Source organism: uncultured Victivallis sp. (assembly GCF_944391105.1).
Lineage (GTDB): Bacteria > Verrucomicrobiota > Lentisphaeria > Victivallales > Victivallaceae > Victivallis.
In genome coordinates this window covers 1-23,636 of the sequence record NZ_CALXSK010000018.1, presented here as the reverse complement: position 1 = coordinate 23,636, position 23,636 = coordinate 1, and the positions used below count along the sequence as shown (strand labels likewise).

The following is a 23,636-nucleotide window of genomic DNA, read 5'->3' as shown; positions in this document are numbered from 1 at the left end:
AGTAATATTTTGCAAAAAATACCCGATTTTACCATTGAAACCCCCGGCGGATTCGTTATATTACCCTTGAGAGATGTTTTCGCAAAGCAACCCAGTCACGATGCCAAGGAGGTGCCGATGATCAGCAGAGAGGAGCTCAAGCCACTGGAACAGGAACTCAACAGCCCCGACCGTGCCATTCGCCGGAACGCGCTGGCGGAAATCGCCTCGCTCTGGCGGAACCGGCAACTTCCGGCGGATCCGCCGGGGCTGCTGCACAATCTGCACTGTCACACCTGTTACAGCTACAACGGCTACGGCTTCACTCCGGCGCAGATCGCGTATCTTGCGCGGAAATCGGGCTGGCTCGCGGCAGGGATCATCGATTTCGACGTGCTTGACGCGGTCGATGAGTTCCGGTCATGTGCGGAACAGCTCGACATGAACTACTCATGCGGCATCGAAACGCGCGTCTTTGTCAGGGAACTCGCAGACGCGGCGATCAACTCGCCCGGAGAACCGGGCATAGCCTATCACCTCGGGCTCGGCTTCCCGACCGGGACGATTCCTCCCTGCGCGAAGGAATTCGCCAACAAACTTCGAGCAACCGCGGGCGCGCGCGTAAGGAAAATGGTTGAGCTGGTCAATGCCGCGCTCGATCCGGTCCGGCTTGATTTCGACCACGACGTCCTGCCGCTGACCCCGGCCGGCAATGCGACGGAACGCCATCTCTGCCGGGCCTATCGGGAAAAGGCCGAAAAGCAGTTCTCCGACCGGGAAGCCAGGGCGGAATTCTGGGCCGGAAAACTTAAAATCTCAACGGATGACGGCGCGAAACTGCTCGACGACCCCGTCAAACTCGAAGCGAAAATCCGCTCTGTGACGATGAAACAGGGCGGAGCCGGCTACATCGCCCCGACTCCGACCTCGTTCCCCGCGCTTGAGGAGTTCAATCAGTTCATCATCAGCTGCGGCGCGATTCCGACGATCGCCTGGCTGCACGGCCTCTCCGCGGGGGAAGCGGATGTGGACCGTCTGCTCGATCTTCACATGGAAAAGGGTGCGGCCATGCTGAACCTCATCCCGGACCGCAACCTCGGCAGCGCACGCTGCATCGCGGAACTCGATCGCGTCATCGCGGCCTGCAATGAACGCGACCTGCCGGTAATCATCGGCACGGAGATGAATGCGCCGGGGCAGAAACTCGTCGACGACATCAACGCCGAACCGCTGCGGAAGCATGTTGCAACCTTCGTCCACGGCGCGCGGATCCTCGCGGGTCATACGCTCTTCTCGAAACTCGGACGCGGCTATCTCAGCGACTGGGCGCAGCAGGAGCTGCCGGGACGGCTCAAGCGAAACGCATTTTACGCGCAACTCGGAGAACGGTTCACTCCCGCCCGTTTCGAGAACGTCAGCGACTGGCCGGAGGAGGTGGGAAAGATAAGAATGATTATTGATTCCACTAATTTCTGAGTCGCTTTTCCGTAACTCGTTCATAGGCCGGAGACTGTCGTTTTCCGGCCGTTTTTTTGTCTGGAAACGATGCTCCATTTCCCGGTTTTGTCAAGTCAAAAAATCAACTTTTTTTCTAGAAAAGATCGCAAAAATCATTTGAATTATCAGAAGAACGCAACTACATTGTCCAGTGTTGTCCCCCGGGAGAAACGGGGGGGCTGTTAATAACTTGTTAATGGATTGTCAACACATTTCGTCCGACGGTCGGAACGGATCAGGCGGAGCGGAGACGGAGAGATCCGGCATCCGGCTTTCCCAAAATCCGGGAAGCGGAGCAGAAATTGTCGGACAGTCACGGGGAAAAGGATTGAGCCCATTTGAAAGGCGGTCGCGAACGAATCCGGGCGCGGATGTTTTTGAAATGGGTTTAAGGGAAAGAGAACAGGTAGAAGGACTTATGGATTCGCAAGAGAGCTGCGCAGCAGACATCTGGTCGATTGCGGCAGACCGTCTGAAGGAACAGAATGAGCATCTGTACCGTCAGTGGTTTCGCAAGATGACCCCGCTGACGCTGGAAGACGGGACGTTGAAACTCGGTGTGTCGGACGACTTTTTCGCGAGCATTATCGAAGAGCAATACGATGATCTCATCCAGGGGGCGCTCTCCGGAATCGACGGAATCAATTACCGCTACCGGCTTGAGCCGGGCCACGAGCCGGTGCTCGACGAGCCCGTTCCGGCAACCGCAATTGCAACTTCCGGAACAGCGCAGAAAAAAAGCGCCCCCATCCGTAAAATCATAAATTCACAAAGTCCGCTTGGAGAGCATACGTTCGAGAGCTTCATCGTGGATGCGGAAAACGGTTGCGGCTACGCTGCGGCACGCGCGGTTGCGGACGCCCCGGGGAAACGTTACAACCCGCTCTTCCTGTATGGAGTAAGCGGAACGGGGAAGACGCATCTGCTGCATGCGATCGCCTCGGAAGTGCGGCGAAATTCGAACAAGACCGAAGTGTGTCTCATGACCTGCGACGAAATGCTCAACGAGTTCTACTACAATCTGCTTGAAAAGAAGAATTTGAGCCCCTTCCGGTCACGTCTGCGCAATGTCGACGTGCTTCTGGTTGACGATGTGCAGATGCTCTCCGGGAAAAAACAGATGCAGGCCGAATTCTTCAATGTTTTCAATCTCTTCTACAACCGGAACAAGCAGATCGTGCTCACCTCCGACCGGCAGCCGTGCGAAATCGAGAAGCTCGACAAGCAGCTCGAAACCCGGTTCGAACAGGGGATGGTCGCGGAACTCTGTCCGCCCGAATACGAGGCGCGTCTTTCGATTCTGCGGCAGATGCGCAGCGAAACACTCGTGCAGAACACCATGGATGATACGCTGCTTGAGTTCCTCGCGAAAAACATCTCGTCGAATGTGCGCAGACTGCGCGGAGCGTTCATCCGCCTCGCCTCCTACGCGTCGTTCAGCGGAAAGGGGCTGCTCAACATTGAACAGGCCGAGGAGCTTCTCCAGAGCCAGCTTGCACAGGAGTCCTCGGCGCGGGATCTCTCGATCGATCAGATCCAGCAGACGGTGGCGGATCACTTCGGCATCCAGCTCTCGGATCTTCTCGGGGAACGGCGCAGCCGCGGCATCGCCGAGCCGCGCATGATCGCGATGTATCTTTCGCGGGAACTGACGCAGAACTCCTCGAACGAGGTCGGCTCCGCCTTCCGCCGCAACCATGCGACCGTGCTGCACGCGGAGAAGAAGGTTCCTCAGCTGGCCAGTTCCGATGAAAATATCCGCCGTGCGATCTCCCAGATCAAGCGGCAGCTTCAGAAAAAGTAACCGGATCACGCCGAATTTACGCGGGGAGAGCGCAGAAATGCCCCTCCCCGCTTTTCTTTCCGGTTGCTTTTCCGCTGAAACATGGTATAGTAATGCTTTTCGCTGCAAAAGAAGGACAGGTGGGATGAAATGAAAGATGTGACGTTGCAGAAGATGCCGGACGAAGCGGTGCTCCGCCGTCTGACCGCGGCTGCGAAGGAACTGGTTTCCCGGCGGGATCTTCAGGCCGGTTATCCGTTTGACCAGGAGACGAATCTCTCGGGATTTTATGAGTGGCTGCTCGAAACCGGACTGTGCAATACGACGCTCATCAGTGTCGGCAGTCCCTACAAGGAGGCCTGGGATATGCTGCACGTCGACGAATTCGAACGCGAAGTCGTCGACTTCATCGCCGGCACATTCGGTTTCCACGACAACCACTGGGGGGTTGTGACCAACGGCGGAACCGACGGGAATCTGCACGGACTCTATTTCGGCCGCAAGACACTTGAGGCGCAGTCGGACCGACCGCCGATTCTCTACGTCTCGGCGGAGGCGCACTACTCGGTGCAGAAACTCGGCGACATCCTGCGGATTGAAACCCGGATCATCGGCGTGGAGCCGTCAGGCCGGATGGATGTGGAAGATCTGCGCCGCCAGCTCGATCCAGAACGGCCCGCGCTCGTGGCGATTGCGGTCGGGGGGACCTTCAAGGGGGCGATCGACGACCAGCGCGCGATCGACCGGGTGCTGAAGGAGGTCAACCCTCCGGCATGTTACCGCCATCTTGACGTGGCACTGTTCGGCGGGTATCTGCCGTGGCTGGACGATCCTGCGGCGCGCGAACTGGTCGACCAGCGGGTGATGGGCTTCGATTCGCTCGCGGTATCCGGGCACAAGTTCTTTGCGCTGAACGAGCCGGCGGGGGTGTTTGTCTGCCGGAAGGAGATTTTGCAATATTTGAACAAGCTCACGATTCCCTATCTCGGCGGAATCATGATGCCGACGATCAGCTGCTCGCGCAGCGGTTTTGACGTGCTGAAACTCTTCTGGCGGATCATGACGACGAAACCGGAGGGATTCCGGGCCGAGGCGAAACACATGCTCGAAATGACGGGGAAACTCTCCGCCGCCCTCCGTGAACGCGGCGTGGAGGCGCATGTGAATCCCTGGTCGAACACCGTCTATTTTCCCCGGCCGAAGGACGAAGTTGTCCATCGCTGGTGCATGGCCTGCTCGGGAGAATTTTCACACGTGGTGGTCATGCAGTATTTCAACGACGGACTCGTGCGGAAACTCGCCGACGACATCGCCCGCTGACCCGATCCGTACACAACGGCAGCTTCCGGCCCGCGTTCGCGCGCGGGGACGGGCGATTTTGCGTTTTTTCTGCGGATGAGGCGGTTAAAAATACTTGATTATCTGATAAAATCAGCTATATTACCATCGTAAATTAATAGTCTGGTACCGGTAAGTGTCAAGTGGGTGCAGCTCTACCCGCTTTTTTATTTTGCGGAACAAGACTCAAGGCGGCTTGGAGAGAGAATATTCCCCGTGGTGGGGATCATGCAACGGAGGATGAAATGGGCAACGAATTACTTCAGATTCTCGACTACATCGAGCAGGAGCGCGGGATCAGCCGCGACAGCTTGATTCGTGCTTTGGAAAACGCAATTCTCATCGGCTCGCGCAAAAGCATTCATCCGGCCAATGAGCTGAAGGTGAAAATTGATCCGGCGACCGGAGCGATCCGCGCCTGGGCGATGCTTGAGGTGGTCAAGGAGAATCCGACCTGCGATCAGCTTGTGATCACCCGCGCGCAGGAGCGCTTTCCTGATGTGAAGCTCGGCGACATCGTCGAGTGGGAGGTGACGCCGCACAACTTCGGCCGGATCGCGGCGCAGACCGCGCGCCAGGCGATGATCCAGCAGCTGCGCAAGGCGGAGAAGGAGAACGTGCAGGAGGAGTTCGCCGACCGGGTCGGCACGATTCTGAACGGGACGGTGCGCCGTTTCGATGCGGGGAGCATCATCATCGACTTCCAGCGCGCTGAAGGGATCATGCCGTCGAAAGAGAAGGTTCACGGCGAACAGTACCAGCCGGGCGAGCGGATCAACGCCTATCTGCAGAAGATCGACATCAACACCTCCGGACCGAGCCTGATCGTTTCGCGCGCCTGTCCGGAATTCGTGCAGAAACTTTTCGAGCGCGAGGTCAGTGAAATCCACGACGGCGTCGTGGTCATCAAGGGAATTGCGCGTGAGGCGGGCAACCGCACGAAGGTGGCGGTCATGAGCACGGATCCGCGCGTCGACCCGGTGGGTTCGTGCGTCGGCGTCCGCGGCAACCGCGTGCGCAACATCACGGCCGAGCTCGGAATGGAACGGATCGACATCGTCCCCTGGGACGCGGACATCCGGAAATATGCGACCAACGCGCTGCTCCCGGCCAAAGTGCAGTCCGTCGAAGTGAACGAGGCGAAACATGAACTCATCGTCCATGTGACGGAAGAGCAGTCGAAAATCGCTTTCGGCAAAAAGGCGCAGAATGTCCGCCTCTGCTCGAAGCTGATCGGCTGGAACATCACGATTCAGAACGAGGAGCCGAAAGCCGACCGGGGGTCGTTCCGCGACCAGCTGCATCAGGCGGCGGTCCGGCTCTCATCCGAACTCGGGATTTCGGAAGGGACGGCGGATCTGCTGATCAGCAACGGCTACGTGACTGTGGACGGCGTCCGGGAGGCCGGGCGCGACACACTGCTTGAGCTTGACGGAATCAACGCAGATGAAATCAACCGCGCATTTGACCGCCTCGATGCGTGAGATTCCGCGGCATACCGGAGGGACAGAAATTGAGTAAAATATTGAAAGTAAAGGATATTGCAAAACAGTACGGGGTCTCGGCAAAATCAGTTATGGAGGAGCTTGCCGGCCAGGGAATTGAAACGCCCGATGCGGAAAACAGCGTCATTCCGGACGATATGGTCGAGCTCGTCGAAATGTTTTTTGCCGACCTCTATGAACAGGACGAGCCGGTGGCCGACAAGAAATCCGGCAAAAAAGGCGGGAAAAAACCGGCCGGCCGACGCGAAGAGAACGATCGCGGGCGCAACAACAATGCGCACGGGAAAGGCAACCGTGGATCTCAGCACGGCGGCGCGGCAGCTTCCGGCGCTCCCCGCGGTGGAAAGGTGACGCTCCCCTCCCCGATCATCGTAAAAGCTCTGGCCGAGGCGGTGGGCAAAAAGCCGAATGAGCTCATCACCGATCTCATCAAGCTCGGTGAACTCGCAGGAATCAACCAGCCGATCAGTGAAGCGAATGCGAGAAAGCTCTGCACATCATACGGTTACGAACTTGAAATCGGCGCCGCTCCGAAACCGGCTCCGGCTCCGGTCGCTCCGGCGAAGCCGAAGCAGGAAGAGAATCCGGCTGATCTGAAGGAGCGTCCGCCCGTAGTCACCTTCATGGGACACGTCGACCACGGGAAAACCTCGCTTCAGGATGCGGTGCGCCATACGCACGTAACCGATACCGAGGCGGGAGCGATCACACAGCACATCGGCGCATCGACGGTCACTCACAACGGCAAGCCGATCACCTTCATCGACACCCCGGGACACGCGGCGTTCACGAATATGCGGGCCCGCGGAGCGAATCTGACCGACCTGGTCGTGCTGGTTGTGAGCGCGACCGAGGGATTCAAGCCGCAGACGATCGAAGCGATGAACCATGCGAAAGCGGCAAAGGTTCCGATCATCGTGGCGATCAACAAAATGGATCTTCCGGAAGCGGATCCGGACAAGATTCTTCTGCACATGCAGCAGAACGGTCTGACCAGCGAAGACTGGGGCGGCAACGTCGGAACCGTGCGGGTTTCAGCCAAGACCGGACAGGGCTTGACCGATCTGCTCGACCGCATTCTGCTGGAGGCGGAAATCCTCGAGCTCAAGGCCAACCCGAAACGGCGTGCCTCGGGGGCGGTTCTCGAAGCGCAGATGGAAGCCGGGCTCGGGCCGACCGCGAGCGTTCTTGTGCAGGACGGCACATTGCATGTCGGCGACACGATTCTCTGCGGCGAGCACTACGGGCGCATCCGCATGCTGATCAACGACAAGGGCGAGCGGGTGAAGACGGCCGGGCCGAGCGTTCCGGTGAAAGTGGTCGGGCTTTCGGGAGTTCCGGAGGCGGGCGACCGCATTGAGATCTTCGACACGGAAAAAGCCGCGCGCAACGAGGCGCAGGAACGCATTGCCGCCAAACGCGGAAGCATGCTCGCCACAAGTGCGATCGCCACGGCGGAGGATTTGTTCAGCAAACTCAACAGCGAACATCAGAATGTTCTGAACATCATCATTAAATCGGACGTGAAGGGTTCCGGCGAAGCGATCGAGCATTCCCTTGCGGAGCTCCCTCACGAGAAGATCAAGGCCGAAGTCATTGCAAACGCCGTCGGTCCGATCAGCGAAAACGACATTGCGCTTGCGGCGGCGACGAATTCGATCGTCATCGGATTTCATGTCCGGGTCAATCCGGGTGTGAATGAAATGGCCAAAAAGCAGAAAGTCGAGATCCGGCTTTACAGCATCATCTATGAACTGCTTGAGGATATCACGGATGCGCTTGCCGGAAAACTTGAGCCGGAAAAACGGGAAAAGCCGCTCGGCAAAGCGAAGATTCTTCAGGTTATCGAGCTTTCGAAAGGGCCGAAGATCTGCGGCTGCATCGTCGAATCCGGCGTGGTCAAAGTTGGAGCCAAAGCGCGGGTGCGGCGCGGCGGCGACCTGATCTACAACGGAGAGGTGGCGAGCCTGCGCCGCTTCAAGGATGATGTGAAGGAGGTCAAGGCGGGTCTTGAGTGCGGCATCCGGCTTGACAATTTCATGGACTTCCAGGTCGACGATGAAATCGAAATCTATGAAATCGAACTGAAGAAAGCGACCCTTTGATATGGCGGAAAAAGTAGACCGGCTGGCCCGGGTCAATGCTCTGATGAAACGCGAACTGGCCGAGACGTTCGAGCGGGATCTTCTCGTTCCTCCGGGGATGCTTGTTTCGGTGACGGAGGTGAAGGCCAGCGTCGACCTCCGCAACGCGACGGTGTATGTGAGCATCTTCGGCGGCAAAGCGTCGGACCGGGAGGCGATCATGCACGAGTTGTCCGTCGACCGGGCCGGGATTCAGGCCCGGGTCGGACGCAATCTTGCATTTAAACACACGCCGGTGCTGGACTTCCGGCTCGATACGCGAACGGAAAAGGGGGATCGCGTGCTTGAGCTGCTCCAGCAGGCCGAAGAGGAAGAAAAGAAACGCAATGAGTGAAGCGCTCTCCATTCCGGAAGCGGCCGCGCTGCTGCTCGAACAGAAACGGATCCTGATTCTGACCCATGAAAGGCCGGACGGAGACGCCATCGGTTCCTCGTTCGGGATGCGGGAATTTCTGCGCGAAAGTTGCGGCTGCGAGGTGGATGTGGTACTTCCCACGCCTCCCCCGACCCGTTATCTGGAGTTGATCGGCGACTATAAGACGACGCTCACACCGGAAGAAGTTGCCGGTTACAATCTGATTTTGCTGCTCGACTGCGCGAACCGCGAACGCATTGCCTGCGGGCCGGCGGTGGATCCGGTTTTGCTTCCGGAGCTTTCCGGGACACCGATGTTGAACGTCGACCATCACGGCGGGAACAATGTGAATGCGCGCTGGAATCTCGTTGTGCCGCGGGCGGCCGCGGCAAGCCAGCTTGCCGCGCAAATCGCAATCGCCACGGAGTTGCAGATTCCGAAGCGGGCCGCGACGCTCTGGCTGCTCGGGATCGTGACCGACACAGGGGCGTTCCGCTTTTCGAACACGCTCGGCAACACGTTGCGGGTAACGGCGGATCTGCTCGACAACGGCGCGGATCTGGAACGGGTGGTGAACGCCGCCTACTACTCCAAACCGTTGAACCAGCAGCATTTTGAAACGGAACTGCTTGAGACGCAGGAAAAACTGGCATTCGACGGGCGTTATATTTACGCGTATATTCCGGATGAGCTGTTTGCGAAACACAATTTCGACATGCGCGACGGAGAAGGTGTCATCGATCTGCTGCGGGAAGTGGCCGGGACAAAAGTCGTCGCCCTCTATTATCGCAAGGGGGACAGCTTCAAGGTTTCGTTGCGCAGCAAGGATCAGCGGTATCCGGTCGGTCCGCTGGCCCGGAGTCTCGGCGGCGGCGGTCACGAAATGGCGGCCGGAATCACGCTGCGGGAAATGGATCACAACCAGGTCGAAGCGCTGCTGCTGGAGAAAGTCGCCGCGCTGCTTGGCGACCGAGAACAGGATTGATATTTCATGCGATACAACCCATCCAGACACCGGCTGCCCCCGTTTCATACGAGCGGGGTTCTGCTGGTCGACAAGCCGTTGGAGTGGACCAGTTTCGATGTGGTGAACTTCGTGCGGGCGCGATTCAATGTGCCGAAGGTCGGCCATTGTGGAACGCTCGACCCCGCCGCGACGGGGCTGCTGGTGCTCGTGCTCGGCAAATTTACGCAGCTCTCATCGAAATTCAGCGGGGAGGACAAGGTGTATGAGGCGAAACTTCAGCTCGGGCTGGAGACCGACTCCTGCGACCTTGATGGCGAAGTGACGGCCACACACGACTGGTCGGCGGTCACGCCGGAGCTGCTGCGCAAAACACTGGCCGGATTTGTCGGCGAACAGATGCAGACGCCGCCGATGGTCTCGGCGGTCAAGAAGGACGGAAAAAAACTTTACGAACTCGCCCGGAAAGGCGTTGAAGTGGAACGGGAGGCGAAACCGATTACGATCTTCTCGATCGATGTAACGAAAATCGAATTGCCGTTCTGTGAATTTACAATGCACTGTTCAAAAGGGACTTACGTCCGGACGCTCTGTTCCGACGCCGGCAAAAGGCTCGGCTGTGGCGGCACCCTTGCGGCACTGCGACGAACCGTCAGCGGACAGTTCAGCATCGCAGATGCGATCACGGTCGAGCAGCTCAAAAGTTTTGAGCAGGCGGATCTGGAGATCCACATCCGGAAGTTTCTGTTTGAACGGCTCTCGAAAATTGCGGGGGTGAGTCATGAGTGATGCGAAGGAGCCGGAATTTTCGATCCGGCAGATTGAGGATGCGATTGACGCCTGGATCGCAACGGGGAGCGGCAGGGAGCTCTCCGCCGCGCAACTGATTCGACAGTTGGGCGGAAAAAAACTGCGGGCGCTTGTCGACCGGGTCGACCGCACGCTGGCGGGGGACGACCGTTTCTTTGACGACGGCAAGGGGAAGTACACGCTGCGGGCCGACTTCTTCCGCGGCTATGAGTTCCTCATCACGCCCGACGCATGGGAGATTGAACAGGGGTTTCTCTTTCCGGGACATCGCTTTTCCGCTTATGTGAATCCGGAAATCTTCCCCTCGGAGATCAGACTCGAGACGCAGGACGGAACGGCCGTGGAACTCGAGACGATTCATCTGCCGGTATCTCAGGCGTTTCACCATCATCTGCTGCTGGGTTCCGAGCAGATCTTCGACTTCTTCACGGCGGAATCCGCAGCCAACGCCCACCTTTCGCGCCGCCCGGACCCCGATGGGCTCGTGACGCTGAACGTTTTCGATCTGAAGGAGTTCTATCGAAAAAACCACTTCCGGGAGGGCGATGCTCTGCTCTGCCGGGTCGAAGATTGGAATACAGGGAGGATTCGTTTCCGGGCGCTTCCCGGAGACGCGCGCAAAGAGAGTGATCTCAAGAGCTGGATCGCGGCTTACGAAAAGGCGCTGGAGAGTGTCTTCGATCGCTTTGAATCCTACCCGGAAATTCCGGAACAGCTTGCCTACGCCTGCTTTATCGGCAAAGAGACGCTGCCGGAAGCCGCAAAATCCGCATCGCTGGACGAGTTTGTACGGCGCACGAACGAAGTGGAAATCAATTTTGAGACCGACCACACGGTGCTCGCGAAACGCGCGGAACATTCGGACGAGTATCCGCTCGATCTCCCGGAGGGAATCAGTGTCTCGCGCGGGGAAACCGGCGAAATCGGAACATTGCTGCGCGAAGTCGGCTCCCCGCTGACGCCGGTCGAGGTGGACAGCTACATTCTCGACTGCTGTTATGCGCGCGAACTTGATTTCGAAGAGTTCTTCGCACGCGCGTTCGGACGGGAGAAACTGCATTTCGCCGACGAGGGACAGCAGGCGGTTTTCTACAATTATGTCGAAGATCGTTTCGAAGAGCTGACGGAGAATTACAACCGGGTTGACGACGAACCCAAGGGACCGGTGCGTTCATCGATTCTCGAACTGGTCGACGACCGGCTCGAATTCTTCGACTTTCTCGCCTCGATCGGAGAGAAGATCGATCAACTGCCGCACGAAAATATGCACAAACTTGCGGCGGTCGCCATGCAGCTCGACGAAATTCTGAAGATACTGAACGATCCGGGCTATACGCCTGACGCGGCGGAGCTCGATCACCTCGCCGAAACCGTGGAAATGCGAACCGATGAACATGAAACGCTGATCTCCGAACTGACCGGAATCGCCGGAAAGGACGCTCAGGAGCAGGAGCAGTAACAGCAACAATCTCAAGGAGAAGATACGATATGAATCAAAGATTGCTCGCAAGCGGCAACGAAGCCATGGCGATGGCCGCACTCGACTGCGGCGTGCATCTCGGGGTGGGATACCCGGGCACGCCCTCATCGGAAATCCTGGAAAATTTCAGTGCGCTCGGCGGCCGCGCCGAATGGGCGCCGAATGAGAAATGCGCGCTCGAAGTCGGAATCGGCGTGGCGTTCGCGAACGGCCGGTCGCTTGTCACGATGAAGCATGTCGGTGTGAACGTCGCGGCGGATCCGCTGTTCACGATCGCCTACTCCGGCACGCCGGGCGGACTCGTGCTCGTGAGCGCGGACGATCCGGGCATGGCTTCAAGCCAGAATGAACAGGACAACCGACGCTATGCGATCGCCGCGGGCGTGCCGATGTTCGAACCGGCCGACTCGCAGGAGTGCTATGACTTCCTGATCCGCGCGTTTGAAATCTCCGAGGCGTACCGTCGCCCGGTGCTGTTCCGCGTCACGATGCGGGTCTGCCACTCGAAGTGCATCCTCGAACGGCGCGGCCGGGTCGAACCGCGTGCGACCCGCTTCGACAAGGATCCGAAGAGCAACGTCATGATCCCCGCCTACGCCCGGATCGCCCACCGCAAACTGCGCGCATCGCTCCATGAACTCGAAGCGTTGAATGAAAAAGGCGAATTCACGAAGGAGATCCGCAAGTCGAACGAACTCGGCGTCATCACCTCCGGAATCAGCTTCCAGCATGTGCGCGACGCGGCGCCGGAAGCGTCGATTCTGAAGATCGGCATGACCTACCCGCTGCCGCTGGAGACGATTCGCCGCTTCGCCGGTTCAGTCAAACGGTGCGTGGTCGTTGAAGAGGGCGATCCGGTTCTTGAGGATGCGGTCAAGGCAGCCGGGATCCCGGTCGAAGGCAAGGCGGAGATGTTCCGCTTCGGGGAACTCAATGTCAACCGAGTGCGCAAACTGCTCGCAAACGATCTGACGCCGGAAGCACAGCCGCCAGCCGGCAAGCCGCCGCAACTCTGCGTCGGCTGTCCGCACCGCAAATCTTATGAGGTGCTGCGCGACATGAACTGCATTGTCTCGGGCGACATCGGCTGCTACACGCTCGGCGTGCTGCCGCCGTTCGAAGCAGTCGACACCTGCGTCTGCATGGGCGCTTCGATCACGGTCGGACTCGGACTGCGCAAGGCGTTGCCGGAGGCGGAAGCGCGCCGCGTGGTCAGTGTGATCGGCGACTCGACCTTTCTGCACACCGGAATCAACGGCATCGTCGAGATGGTCTACAACCGCCCGGCGACGGGCCATGTGGTGCTGATTCTCGACAACAGCACGACCGCCATGACGGGACTTCAGGAGCATCCCGGAACCGGCCGGCTGCTCGACCACACCCCCTGCCCTCATCCGGTTTCGATCGAAGAGACGCTCCGGGGAATCGGGGTGGACAACGTCGATGTCGTCGACGCGGTGCTCGATCAGGAGGGATTCAAGGAGCTGCTGAAGAAACGGCTCGCATCGAATGACACGAGTGTCATCATCTGCCGCCGCCCCTGCATTCTGGCCGCGGTCAAGATCAAATCGTATGAGGAGAACAAGTGACATGGCGAACGTAACGAACATCACCGTCTCGGGCCTCGGCGGCCAGGGCGTGCTCAAAGTGACGGATATCCTTGCGGAAGTGCTGTTCCGTGCGGGATACGACGTGAAAAAGAGCGAGGTTCACGGCATGAGTCAGCGCGGAGGCTCGGTTTCGAGCGAAGTGCGTTTCGGCGACGAAGTGGCCAGCCCGATGGTGCCGGAGGGAGAGAGCGATTTCCTCGTGGTACTTGATCCGACCCAGATCGAGGTGAATCTGCACAAGCTCAAGCAGGGAGGGACGCTCATTACGACCGACGATGTACCGATGGATAAGCTCAAGAGCCCGAAGGCGTTGAACATTATGATGCTCGGCGCGCTTTCGGACAAGTTCCCCGCGATCGGGGAAGAGCTGTGGCTCGAAGTCATAAAGGCATTCCTGCCGCAGAAGCTGCATGAGATGAACATCGAAATGTTCCGGCTCGGCCGGAAAAAATAAACCAGCAGGGAGGAGATTATGCCGATCAAACAGTTGTCATTGTTCGTGGAAAATCGTCCGGGCAGCCTCAGCGCGGTTTGCAAGGTATTGAAAGACAACAATCTGTCGATTCGGACGCTGTCGCTGGCCGATACGCAGCAGTTCGGGATTCTGCGGCTGCTGCTCGCGGAACATGAACAGGCGCGCGAAGCGCTTGAGAAAGCCGGTTTCATCGTGAAGGTGACGGATGTGCTCGCGCTGGAAGTGCCCGACCGTCCGGGCGGACTGGCGGACATTCTCGCGATTCTCGACCGCCACCAGCTCTCGGTGGAGTATATGTACGCGTTCACGTTCGGCATGGACGACAAAGCGGTCATCGTCTTCCGTTTCGAAGATCCGCTCCATGCGATTGAACTGTTGAAGGATGAACCGATCAAACTGGTCAAGGCGTCGGAACTGTTCCGATAATGATGGATTGAAGAAGAAGTTAAAATGTCAGAGTTTGTAGTACCCAACCGGATTTTCGATCCGGCGGCGGAGTGTATGGCGCGTGACGAACGCGTGAAGCTCCAGGCCGCCGGGCTGCGCCGCACCGTGGAACGCGCGGGAAAAATTCCGTTTTACAGCCGGAAATTCGAGGAGCTGAAAATCACTCCGGAGTCGATCCGTTCGGTCGACGATCTGCGGCGGCTGCCGTTCACGACCAAGCAGGATTTGCGCGATGCGTATCCGTTCGGATTCTTCGCGGTGCCGCGCGCGGAGCTCGCGCGCATCCACGCATCAAGCGGAACCACCGGCAAGCCGACCTTTGTCGGTTACACCCGGAACGACCTGAATCTCTGGGCGGATCTGTGCGCGCGTTTCCTCGTGGCGGGCGGACTTACGCCGGATCAGCTCGTGCAGGTGTCATTCGGGTACGGGCTCTTCACGGGGGGGTTCGGACTCCATGCGGGAATCGAACGGGTCGGTGCGGCAGTGCTGCCGGCATCGAGCGGAAACACACAGCGGCAGATCCTGCTGCTGGAGGATGCGGGGATCAATACGCTGATCTGCACACCATCCTACGCGCTGAATCTCGCGGAAACGATCACCGCAATGGGCAAGAAAAACAAGCTCGCGCTGCGCTACGCGCACCTCGGCGGGGAACCGTGGACCGAGGAGATGCGCGCCGGAATTGAGGAAGAGCTCGGAATCCGGGCGTTCAACAACTACGGACTTTCTGAAATCATCGGTCCCGGCGTCTCCGGAGAGTGCGCGGCACGCCGCGGCATGCACATCCAGGAGGATCAGTTCCTTGTGGAGTGCCTCAATCCCGAAACCCTTGAACCGGTCGCGGAAGGCGAACAGGGCGAGCTGGTCATCACGAGCCTCAACAAGGAGGCGTGCCCGATCATCCGTTACCGTACGCGCGACCTCGCACGGATCGAGAGCGGTCCGTGCCCGTGCGGGCGCACGACCCGGCGCATGAGCCGCATCCGCGGCCGGTCGGACGACATGATGATCATCCGCGGAGTGAACGTCTTTCCGACTCAGATCGAGGAGGCGCTGCTGCGCGTGGACGGAACCGCGCCGCACTTCATGATCGAGCTTTCGCGTCCGGGCAACCTCGATGAAGCGTCGATCAAGGTGGAGATCCGGCAGCAGGACTTCTCCGACAAGATGGAGGCGATGCACAAGCTGCGCGACCGGATCGGCCGCGAAGTCACCGCCATCACGGGGCTTCACTTCAATATCGAACTTGTCGAGCCCAACACGCTCGAACGGTTCACCGGCAAGGCGAAGCGCGTGATCGACAACCGCAAACTTAATGACTGAGGAGACACATCGTCATGCGGAACCTCACGACAGGTCTGATACGGTTCTGTGCATCGCTGGTTTCCGCCGCGGGTCTGATTCTTCTCGCCGCGGGTTGTGTCTCCGCCCCCCGAACGGGGCGGACGCAGCTCATGTTCTATGACGAAAGCACCGACATCAGTTCGGGCGCGGAGGCCTGGCAGCAGGTCAAGGCTCAGGAAAAGGTGTCGACGAATGCGACGTACAACGCTGCATTGCAGCGGGTCGGCCGCAATATCGCCGCAGCTGCAAACAAACCCTCCTACGATTGGGAGTTCGTTGTTTTTGAGTCGAACGAGGCGAACGCTTTTGCGCTGCCCGGCGGCAAGGTGGCAGTCTACTCAAGTTTGTTCCAGCTTTTCGACAATGACGCGGAGCTTGCGACCGTGGCAGGCCATGAGGTTGCGCACGCGCTCGCCCGGCACGGGATGGAACGCAGCAGCCAATCGGTCATCCAGGCGTGCGGCGGCGTGATGGTGGAACTCGCACTCGGGCAGGACTGGACGCCTGCCTATCAGACGACCAGCAATCTGCTTGCGATGCTGCCGTACAGCCGCACACAGGAGCTCGAAGCCGATTACCTCGGACTGATACTGATGGCGCAGGCGGGATACGATCCGCAGGCGGCGCTGACCTTCTGGGAAAAATTCAGCAAGCTCAATCAGGTCGGCGTGGTCGGGGAGTTTCTGTCAACCCATCCGGACGGCGAAAAACGGCTTGAACGACTGCGTGAATCTCTTGCGGAGGCACAGGCCGAATATCGAAAATCCAAGCAGCTCGGCACCGGTCAAAGCTATCGCTGAACAATACGTTCCGAGCCGGCAGCCCGGTCGGCGGAGAGATCCGCGGCCGGGTTGTTATCATGTTGTGAACAAGTTGTTGATAACTCCGCTGAAAAAACGGAATTTCCGGAAAGTTATCAACAAAGAACGCCGACTTATCAACAGCTTATCATCATTTCCGGCAGCGATAGACGAAGGCGGGGGGGAGGTTTTTCCAGATGACGGGGCTGGTTTCCACCTCGGAAAAGACTTCTCCAAGCAGTTTGCGGAACCGCTGCCCGGTCGGAAACATCAGCCCCTGCAGGTAGGCGAAAGTCGCAAAATAGCCGCCGGGCGCGATGTGTTCCGCGACGGAGCAGAGGATGCTGCGCTGGAGTTTCGGAGTAAAATTCGCCCACGGCAGTCCGGAAATCACAACGTTCGGATTCGGCAGAGAGTAGCGTTTGAGGATTTCCCCGATCCCGGCGGCGGAGTCATTGCATACGGTGATCTCCGGAAACTGCTGCCGCAGGAGGTTGCACAATGCCCCATCAAGTTCGATGGCGATGAATTTCGCATTTTCCGGCATTTTCCGGACGATCTCCCGGGTGATGACGCCGGTGCCGGGCCCGAGTTCGACGATCACTCCGGCCGACTCCATCCCCACGTGCGACACCATCATGCGGCAGAGTCCCCGCGACGAAGGACAGAGCGCCCCCACCTGCACCGGATTCCTCAAAAACCGCCTGAATAAAACATTTTTGCTCATTTACGATCCTTCTTATCAGTTCTCATTCTCCGCCGGAGCAGGCGGGAACACAAATGCACGAACATCGTTGACGACAGCAGAACGGGGTTTCATATCGACGGGGAACTGCCGGTCTCTTTCGCCGCGATAGATGATGACCACCTCCGGCCTGTTCGACCGCATCAGCAGATCAACAAGCTCATCGCGGTCCATCCGGATCGGGGTCTCCCCCGCCTCAATCGCACGGTCTACGCCATACCAGAACTCTCCCTCCGAGCTGTACAGCCTCGCGTCAGGCCGGTGATAAACCCATCCGATTGCATGAATCATACTCGGATGCGTCAACAAAACAGCTGTCGCGGGATCGTAGTTGAGCTCGCCCGCGAGAGCCTTCAGCGCAGACTCCGGCGTTTTGCTGTCGAGCAGTTCCGGGGTGACCGTCCAGCCGCCGACCATCAGAATCAGTCCGAGTCCGGCGAAGAAAAGGTAGAAGCGCGTCCGCCACATATACTTGCGGCTGAACAGCAGAAGCCCCCCGGAGGCCGCTCCGCAAATACCGAGCAATCCAACGATGATCCGGACCGACGAAAACTGCGGAATCAGATTCCCGATCGCAATCACAAGCACCCCGATTCCCGCGATCGCCAGCAGCGCCCCCCAGATCGACATCACCAGGTGAAACGCGCGGTAAGGACCGCCGGTTCGGAAATAAGCCGCCACTCCGCCCGCTCCGAGAACCGCAAGAAACGGAAAACACGGCAGAATGTAAGTCGCAAGTTTTCCGCTTGAAATGGAAAAAAACACGAACGGCAGAACGACTGCGCACAGCGCGAACCGGTAGAGCGGCTGCCGGAAAAATGTCTTGCGTTCGGCCCGGATTCCCGGAATCGCCGCGGAAAGCAGAAACGCCGCCGGGAACGCCCCTCCAACCAGATACGGAATCAGAAACCAGAACGGTTCCGGATGCTGCTCGCCGCTGTCGGAGAAAAACCGCTGGAGATGCTCCACTACCACGAAATATCTCCAGTAATCCCCGTCCGCCCGGTGCACGGCAATCGCCCACGGAGCGATGAGGATCAGTGCGGTCACCAGCGGAATCCACGGCAGAATGAGGAACTCTTTCCAGCGCCGTTCCCACACCAGGAAACCGAACATCGCCAGCCCCGGCACGACAAACGCGAGAAACCCCTTCGTCATGAACGCGAGCGCGGCAAACACTCCGCAGATCACCAGCAGCGCCACCTTGCGGCGGGTGAACTTCGGCTCCATCGCCGCAAGGAACGCCGCACACGAAACCCCGGTCACAAACCCGGTCAACTGGCTGTCCAGCACCGCGAACGTGCCGATTCCGTAGACGAGTCCACAGGTCAGAAACAGCAGTGCGCCAAGAGCGGCGGTCTTGTCATCCCGCAATGTCTGACGGATCAGCAGCGCAATGAGCAGCGCCGCAAGCCCCGCACCGAGCGCGGAGGGAAGCCGCAGAGCAAACGCATTCTGCCCGAACACCTTGAAACTCCCCGCCGTCAGCCAGTATCCCATGACCGGCTTTTCGAAGTACCGCATGTTCATCAGGTGCGGAAGCACATAATTCCCCGAATCGATCATCTCGCGCGGAATTTCCGCGTAACGAAATTCATCCGGCGACACAAGCGGCCTGCCGCCGAGTGGAATCAGATAGGCAACGACGAAAAAGAGCGCAACAAGAGCATAGTACTTCACAGATTGGGTTCTCCCGGTTTCTGATAATGAACAATAAACAACCCGCCGCGACGGCGGTAGGATTTTCCCGAAGTCGCGGGCATTTCCCGCACGAGTTTCTCCGAGTCTGTAACGATGAGTACGGGCTGCGTGCCGTTTTCAATGATGCCGGCGACCCGATCCGGAGAATAAACTCGCCCCGGCCCCTGCGGCTCCATCCCGGCGGCCAACTCCCCGGGATTCCCGTAAATGCCGATGTCGGCCCTCCGCAATGCCCAGGCGACAGCGGAGGTCATGGACTCATCGGCAAGAACAAGCGTCTCCGGCGTCAGAGTTCTCCGCGACTCGCGAACGATGAAATCCACCGGCGTCCTGTCGACAATCAGATGCGGCGGCAGCAGTGCCGGAAATGCGAAAAAAACAAATCCGACCGCAACGCAGAAACAGGCGAATTTCGCCCCGGCTTCCTTCGCGCCCAACGCCATCCCGACCCAGATCAGAAACACCAGCGCGGCGAAAACCGGGAAGTAGAAATTCTCCCCCGAACGGTAGAGCAGCAGTTCCGCCGGGACCCGCCCCGGCAACCAGCGGTTGATCACCTGAATCGCAAACAGCACGGCAAGAGCGGGAATGCCGCCGAACAGAATCATGCGCAATACACGATCGGTCTCGCGATAGAGCTTTCCGCTCTGCGCATAACGAACCAGCCCCCACGCGAGCAGAATCGCGAATGCCGGAAAACACGGCAGCAGCATCGAAGCCGTCCCCCACCCCGTCACGGAGAAGGAGAGCAGAACCAGCCCCGCTCCCCCCATGCAGACCGCAAATCGCAGCAGCGGCATGCGGAACGCCTCCCCGCACCGCCCCCGGTATCCGGCGATCACTCCCGGCAGGAACAGAATCCACGGCAGCATCCCGGCGATCACGATCGGCAGCGCCAGCCAGAATGACGCATTTGCCACGGGGGAATGGATCATGAGAAACTCCAGCAACGCCCCGGAGTTCCGGAGGGAAACCGCCCCTCCGGTCGGTCCGGCAATCACGAAAGCCCAAACCAGCGGAATCCACGGCAGAGAGAAGATCCGTTTCCACTCGTTCTGCCAGAGGAGAAACAGCACCAGTGCCGCCAACGGCAGAACGACACCGGGAAATCCCCCGGCGAGAATCGCCATCCCCATACCGATCCCGGCAAAAGCGAGCAGGGCGAACCGCCTCAGGAGCAACTTCTCCCGGCAGGCGAAAAAGAACATCGTCATCGTCAGCAGAAAGGAAAAACTGAACAGCGCACCGGATGTCCCCCATGTCCCCCCCAGGAACACCAGCCCGGAGAGCAGAAAAATCACCGCGGCGATCCGGCCGACCCGTTCCTCACCGGAACGGCGGCAGAGACAGTAGAGCAGTCCGGCCGAAGCGAGCGTCACCAGCGCCCCCGGCAGACGGGCCGCCCCGGGCGTCTCGCCGAACCATTTCATGAACAATCCGTTGATCAGAGCACCGAGGAGCGGCGTTTCATGACAGGAAAATCCGTTCAGGCGCGGGATCCAGTCGTTGCCGGAAGCGATTTCGCGCGCGATTTCGAATTCGCGCGTCTCCCCGGGGTGGAACGGTGGACGCAGCCAGATCGACCCGAGGTAGAGCAGCACCAGACAGAGTACAGCCAGAAACGGATAATATTTTTTCATCAATTTCAAATTTCTCCGTTCCATCGTCCCATCCCTGGAACGCTCAGCATCCCCGCCGAAGTCCAATGTTTCCGTTTTCATTGTGCAATTGATCAAATCAGTTGATAAATATACACCCTGATATATTTTTTTTCAATTCGGCCTTGTATTTTCATTTCCCGGTGCTATAGTCTTTTCCAGAAGAAGGAGAGGAAGGGTCCGAATGCCTCGGATCTGCAAAAGGAAACCTGGACGGCGCGGCTGCAGTTCGGCATGTTCCTGTGGTGTGCGCCGCCCGAGAAAACAAGGGAGGAGCCGTATCATGAGCAGCGCAGTCAAACCCATCGACAAGACGTTTGCCGCCGGAAAATGGATGCCGCGCGACCGGGAGACTCTCGTCGCCTGGATGAAGAAAATCATGGCCAGGGCGGAGAAAGACACCGGACCACTGCTCCCGGTCGTGGAAAACCTCAAGAACTTCATCGAAAATGACGCCAAGGCCTACATGTTCTTCAACCAGATGTTCGACGAAGTTCCGGCGAACAAGAGCAAGGCGCTGCCGGATCTGCCGCAGGTGCGGGATTACCAGCATATGCTGCGGCTGTTCAACGTCATTCTGACGCATGCGCCGAGTTTCGATGAGACCGGCTTTGTCGGCTTCCCGTTCAATGCGATTCTGAACTGGTCGATGGCGACCTCCGGCGGCTGGGCCGGATTCATCGACGACAAGGTCAACGTCCACATCAAGGCGATTCTCGACGCATGGGGGACTTTCCTGCGTTCTCCGGAAAGCACTTATGTTCTGAACGACGACCCGAAAAACGGCTGGTTCGGAGAGGATGCGAAAAAAATGCTGCCGAATTTTGCCGATGAGTTCGTCTGTGACCCGTCGAAACCCCATTACGGCTTTCGTTCCTGGGACGACTTCTTTGTGCGCGAATTCCGGGAGGGAATCCGTCCCGTTGCCGAACCGGACAACGACGCGGTGGTTGTCAATGCCTGTGAGTCGGCACCGTTCGCGATCGCCCGCAATGTCCAGTTGCTTGACCGTTTCTGGATCAAAGCACAGCCTTACGCGCTGAGATTCATGCTCAACGACGACCCGTGGGCCAGGCGGTTCGTCGGCGGGACGGTCTATCAGGCGTTTCTGAGCGCGCTGACCTACCACCGCTGGCATGCGCCGGTCTCCGGGCGCGTGGTCAAAACCTGCGTGATTCCCGGCACTTACTATTCGGAAACCCGCAGTGTCGGCTATGATCCGCTCGCCCCGAATGATTCGCAGGGGTATATTTCTGAAATCGCCACGCGCGCGGTCATCTATATTGAAGCGGACAACCCGGACATCGGACTCATGTGTTTCGTCGCCATCGGAATGGCGGAGGTCTCGACCTGTGAAATCACCGTATACGAGGGGCAGCATATCAAGAAGGGACAGGAGACCGGCATGTTCCATTTCGGCGGTTCGACTCACTGCCTGATCTTCGGGCCGCATGTCGACATCGAATTCGATTTGAACGGGCAGACTCCGGGGCTTGAAAGTTCGAACATCAACATCAACGCCCGCATCGCGACGGTAAAACCGCGAAAGAAGTAACCCACCGCACGTCCGGGCCGGAACGTCTCAAAGGCGTCCGGCCCGTTTTTTCTCATCTCTCAACGGCCCCTCTGTTCTGCGCCGGAAACAACCGCAAAACGGGAAAAAAACGGAAGCTCGAAAAGGCTGTCGATTGCAAAACCAGGTCAACCTCCGCCACTGCGGCGTCATGGGATGAGCGTTCGTTCCATGGAGACAAACCCCATCCCCGGCTCGAAGATGCTTCAAGAGCCTCTGCTCAACCACAAAGCAACTTTGATTCATGATTCAAACCGGAGAAAAAGCGAAAGATTTGACATACATATTTTACGCAAACGCAAAAAAATCCCCAACAAATCATTCCAATTTGAGGGGGAACAGGAGTTTAAAGCTGGTACCCGGGACGGTAAGAAAATTCGCCTGAAAAACGGGCGTAAAAGCTACCTCTCCCGCCCGAAACAACGCCTCCGGCATCGCCCGTAGCCAATCTCAAACGATACCAATGAATATATTTCAATGGTACTTGATGGTACTTTGCCCGGATGAAAATATTGAATGTGTTGTGAATTTCAGGAAGCAACAGGTGGATATCAAGTTTCTGTGCAATGAAACTTTGTTCCATATAATTCCAAATGATTTCCAATGGTACTCGGTGGTACTTCCAGATACCTCTTCTGGCGTGGATGTGGTACCTCGGTAGAGAACGGAAGTACCTTGAAATCTCCTTGATAAGTGACGTATAAAACCTTTAATTAATGCTCCAATCCCACGTTCAAACAGGATTTTTCTGTACTCACAGCATAAGCTTTCATAAAATCCCGCAGTAGGGGATTGTCAATGATCATATAATCTAAAACAATTTCTGATTTCACAAAGATTAACTCTTCATTAGAGATATCATCACATTGTTGGCCTATAGAGTCCTCTTTGACGCTTTTCAACAAAGCTAAAATCTTACGCGCTGTAGAATTTGAGCTTTGCTTGCGTGAAAATATTCTGAAAACACGTTCTCGGATATCCAAAGCTTTCCCTATATATAAGATATCCTCCATAGCATCAGAGATAATCTCAAGCTGTTTTTCTTTCTGCGAACTATATCCATAAGAAACATGGATAATGGCTTGCCGAGGGAACTTAAGAGCTGAATTTCTTGCCCAGCGAATTCGCAGTAATCCTCCAGCTGTTGGTAATCCTGACGTTATTTTTGTCTTCTCTGCGATGGATAGATTTCCGACCCAAACTAGATCAGGAAGAGTGTCGTTTAGATTAATTTCATCCTTTCTGTCGCGGAAACTAATTCTGGTCATGATTTGCTTTCTGTGTTGATAAAATTTATGGAGTAAGTATACCATGAATTTTTGTTTTTTCAACCAAGAAGAGCAAAAAGTTATTGATATTCTTAGGCTAAGCAGCCCTCGCGTGTGTGATGGAAACCGAAACTGAAATAACTCAAAATCCTCTTGA

At 57.7% G+C, this 23,636-nt stretch carries 19 protein-coding genes; 15 read left to right on the top strand and 4 right to left on the bottom strand.

Translation table 11 applies throughout. From position 1 onward, the window contains the following. The first annotated feature begins 117 nt into the window (after positions 1-117). The 14 genes from Q0K10_RS07420 to Q0K10_RS07355 all read left to right on the top strand — a co-directional run bounded on the left by Q0K10_RS07420 (position 118) and on the right by Q0K10_RS07355 (position 16,534). Positions 118-1,455, top strand: a complete 1,338-nt coding sequence (locus tag Q0K10_RS07420) for a hypothetical protein (protein ID WP_294505269.1) — start codon at positions 118-120, stop codon at positions 1,453-1,455. 439 nt (positions 1,456-1,894) lie between these two features. Next, positions 1,895-3,280 carry a chromosomal replication initiator protein DnaA gene (gene dnaA / locus Q0K10_RS07415; protein ID WP_294505267.1) on the top strand — a complete coding sequence of 462 codons (1,386 nt, stop codon included), beginning with the start codon at positions 1,895-1,897 and terminating at the stop codon, positions 3,278-3,280. A 129-nt stretch (positions 3,281-3,409) separates the two neighbouring features. Then, positions 3,410-4,579, top strand: coding sequence for an aminotransferase class V-fold PLP-dependent enzyme (locus tag Q0K10_RS07410; protein WP_294505264.1), 1,170 nt, complete (start codon positions 3,410-3,412; stop codon positions 4,577-4,579). 263 nt (positions 4,580-4,842) lie between these two features. Then, positions 4,843-6,081: a transcription termination factor NusA gene (gene nusA / locus Q0K10_RS07405; RefSeq protein WP_294505261.1), complete on the top strand. Its 1,239-nt coding sequence runs from the start codon at positions 4,843-4,845 to the stop codon at positions 6,079-6,081. Positions 6,082-6,110: 29 nt separating this feature from the next. Beyond that, a complete protein-coding gene (gene infB / locus Q0K10_RS07400; protein ID WP_294505258.1) occupies positions 6,111-8,207 on the top strand; it encodes a translation initiation factor IF-2 in 2,097 nt (698 codons plus the stop codon). A gap of 1 nt (position 8,208) precedes the next feature. Further along, positions 8,209-8,580 carry a 30S ribosome-binding factor RbfA gene (gene rbfA, locus Q0K10_RS07395; protein ID WP_294505255.1) on the top strand — a complete coding sequence of 124 codons (372 nt, stop codon included), beginning with the start codon at positions 8,209-8,211 and terminating at the stop codon, positions 8,578-8,580. Then, positions 8,573-9,586: a DHH family phosphoesterase gene (locus Q0K10_RS07390; RefSeq protein ID WP_294505253.1), complete on the top strand. Its 1,014-nt coding sequence runs from the start codon at positions 8,573-8,575 to the stop codon at positions 9,584-9,586. The genes rbfA and Q0K10_RS07390 overlap by 8 nt, the downstream gene beginning before the upstream one ends. A 6-nt stretch (positions 9,587-9,592) precedes the next feature. Beyond that, the gene (truB, locus tag Q0K10_RS07385) at positions 9,593-10,354 is read left to right on the top strand and encodes a tRNA pseudouridine(55) synthase TruB (protein ID WP_294505251.1); all 762 of its coding nucleotides are present in this window, start codon (positions 9,593-9,595) and stop codon (positions 10,352-10,354) included. Beyond that, complete coding sequence (locus Q0K10_RS07380; RefSeq protein ID WP_294505248.1) at positions 10,347-11,834, top strand: hypothetical protein; 1,488 nt, start codon at positions 10,347-10,349, stop codon at positions 11,832-11,834. The genes truB and Q0K10_RS07380 overlap by 8 nt, the downstream gene beginning before the upstream one ends. Positions 11,835-11,863: 29 nt before the next feature. Then, positions 11,864-13,444 (top strand): thiamine pyrophosphate-dependent enzyme, encoded by a 1,581-nt coding sequence (locus Q0K10_RS07375; RefSeq protein ID WP_294505246.1) that lies wholly within the window; start codon positions 11,864-11,866, stop codon positions 13,442-13,444. 1 nt (position 13,445) lies between these two features. After that, positions 13,446-13,919 (top strand): indolepyruvate oxidoreductase subunit beta, encoded by a 474-nt coding sequence (locus Q0K10_RS07370; RefSeq protein ID WP_294505242.1) that lies wholly within the window; start codon positions 13,446-13,448, stop codon positions 13,917-13,919. A gap of 18 nt (positions 13,920-13,937) precedes the next feature. Continuing rightward, positions 13,938-14,366: an ACT domain-containing protein gene (locus Q0K10_RS07365; protein ID WP_294505239.1), complete on the top strand. Its 429-nt coding sequence runs from the start codon at positions 13,938-13,940 to the stop codon at positions 14,364-14,366. Positions 14,367-14,390: 24 nt separating this feature from the next. After that, on the top strand, positions 14,391-15,713 hold the full coding sequence (locus tag Q0K10_RS07360; protein ID WP_294505236.1) for a phenylacetate--CoA ligase family protein: 1,323 nt from the start codon (positions 14,391-14,393) through the stop codon (positions 15,711-15,713). 14 nt (positions 15,714-15,727) lie between these two features. Beyond that, entirely contained in the window at positions 15,728-16,534 is an 807-nt protein-coding gene (locus Q0K10_RS07355; RefSeq protein WP_294505234.1) for a M48 family metallopeptidase, read from the top strand. A 151-nt stretch (positions 16,535-16,685) separates the two neighbouring features. On the opposite strand, the gene Q0K10_RS07350 is transcribed toward Q0K10_RS07355, so the two are convergent. Genes Q0K10_RS07350 through Q0K10_RS07340 form a run of 3 tightly spaced genes read right to left on the bottom strand, consistent with a single transcriptional unit; the run spans position 16,686 to position 20,620 of the window. Next, positions 16,686-17,261 (bottom strand): rRNA adenine N-6-methyltransferase family protein, encoded by a 576-nt coding sequence (locus Q0K10_RS07350; RefSeq protein WP_294505231.1) that lies wholly within the window; start codon positions 17,259-17,261, stop codon positions 16,686-16,688. Between the two features lie 15 nt (positions 17,262-17,276). Further along, positions 17,277-18,959 carry a phospholipid carrier-dependent glycosyltransferase gene (locus tag Q0K10_RS07345; protein WP_294505229.1) on the bottom strand — a complete coding sequence of 561 codons (1,683 nt, stop codon included), beginning with the start codon at positions 18,957-18,959 and terminating at the stop codon, positions 17,277-17,279. After that, entirely contained in the window at positions 18,956-20,620 is a 1,665-nt protein-coding gene (locus Q0K10_RS07340; RefSeq protein ID WP_294505226.1) for a glycosyltransferase family 39 protein, read from the bottom strand. Before Q0K10_RS07340 ends, Q0K10_RS07345 begins: the two co-directional genes overlap by 4 nt. 301 nt (positions 20,621-20,921) lie before the next feature. On the opposite strand from Q0K10_RS07340, the gene Q0K10_RS07335 reads away from it, so the two are divergent. Then, positions 20,922-22,193 carry a phosphatidylserine decarboxylase family protein gene (locus tag Q0K10_RS07335; protein WP_294505224.1) on the top strand — a complete coding sequence of 424 codons (1,272 nt, stop codon included), beginning with the start codon at positions 20,922-20,924 and terminating at the stop codon, positions 22,191-22,193. A gap of 731 nt (positions 22,194-22,924) precedes the next feature. Here the strand turns inward: Q0K10_RS07335 and Q0K10_RS07330 are convergent. Beyond that, a partial coding sequence (locus tag Q0K10_RS07330) for a hypothetical protein (RefSeq protein ID WP_294505221.1) occupies positions 22,925-23,636 on the bottom strand: 712 nt, incomplete at its 5' end.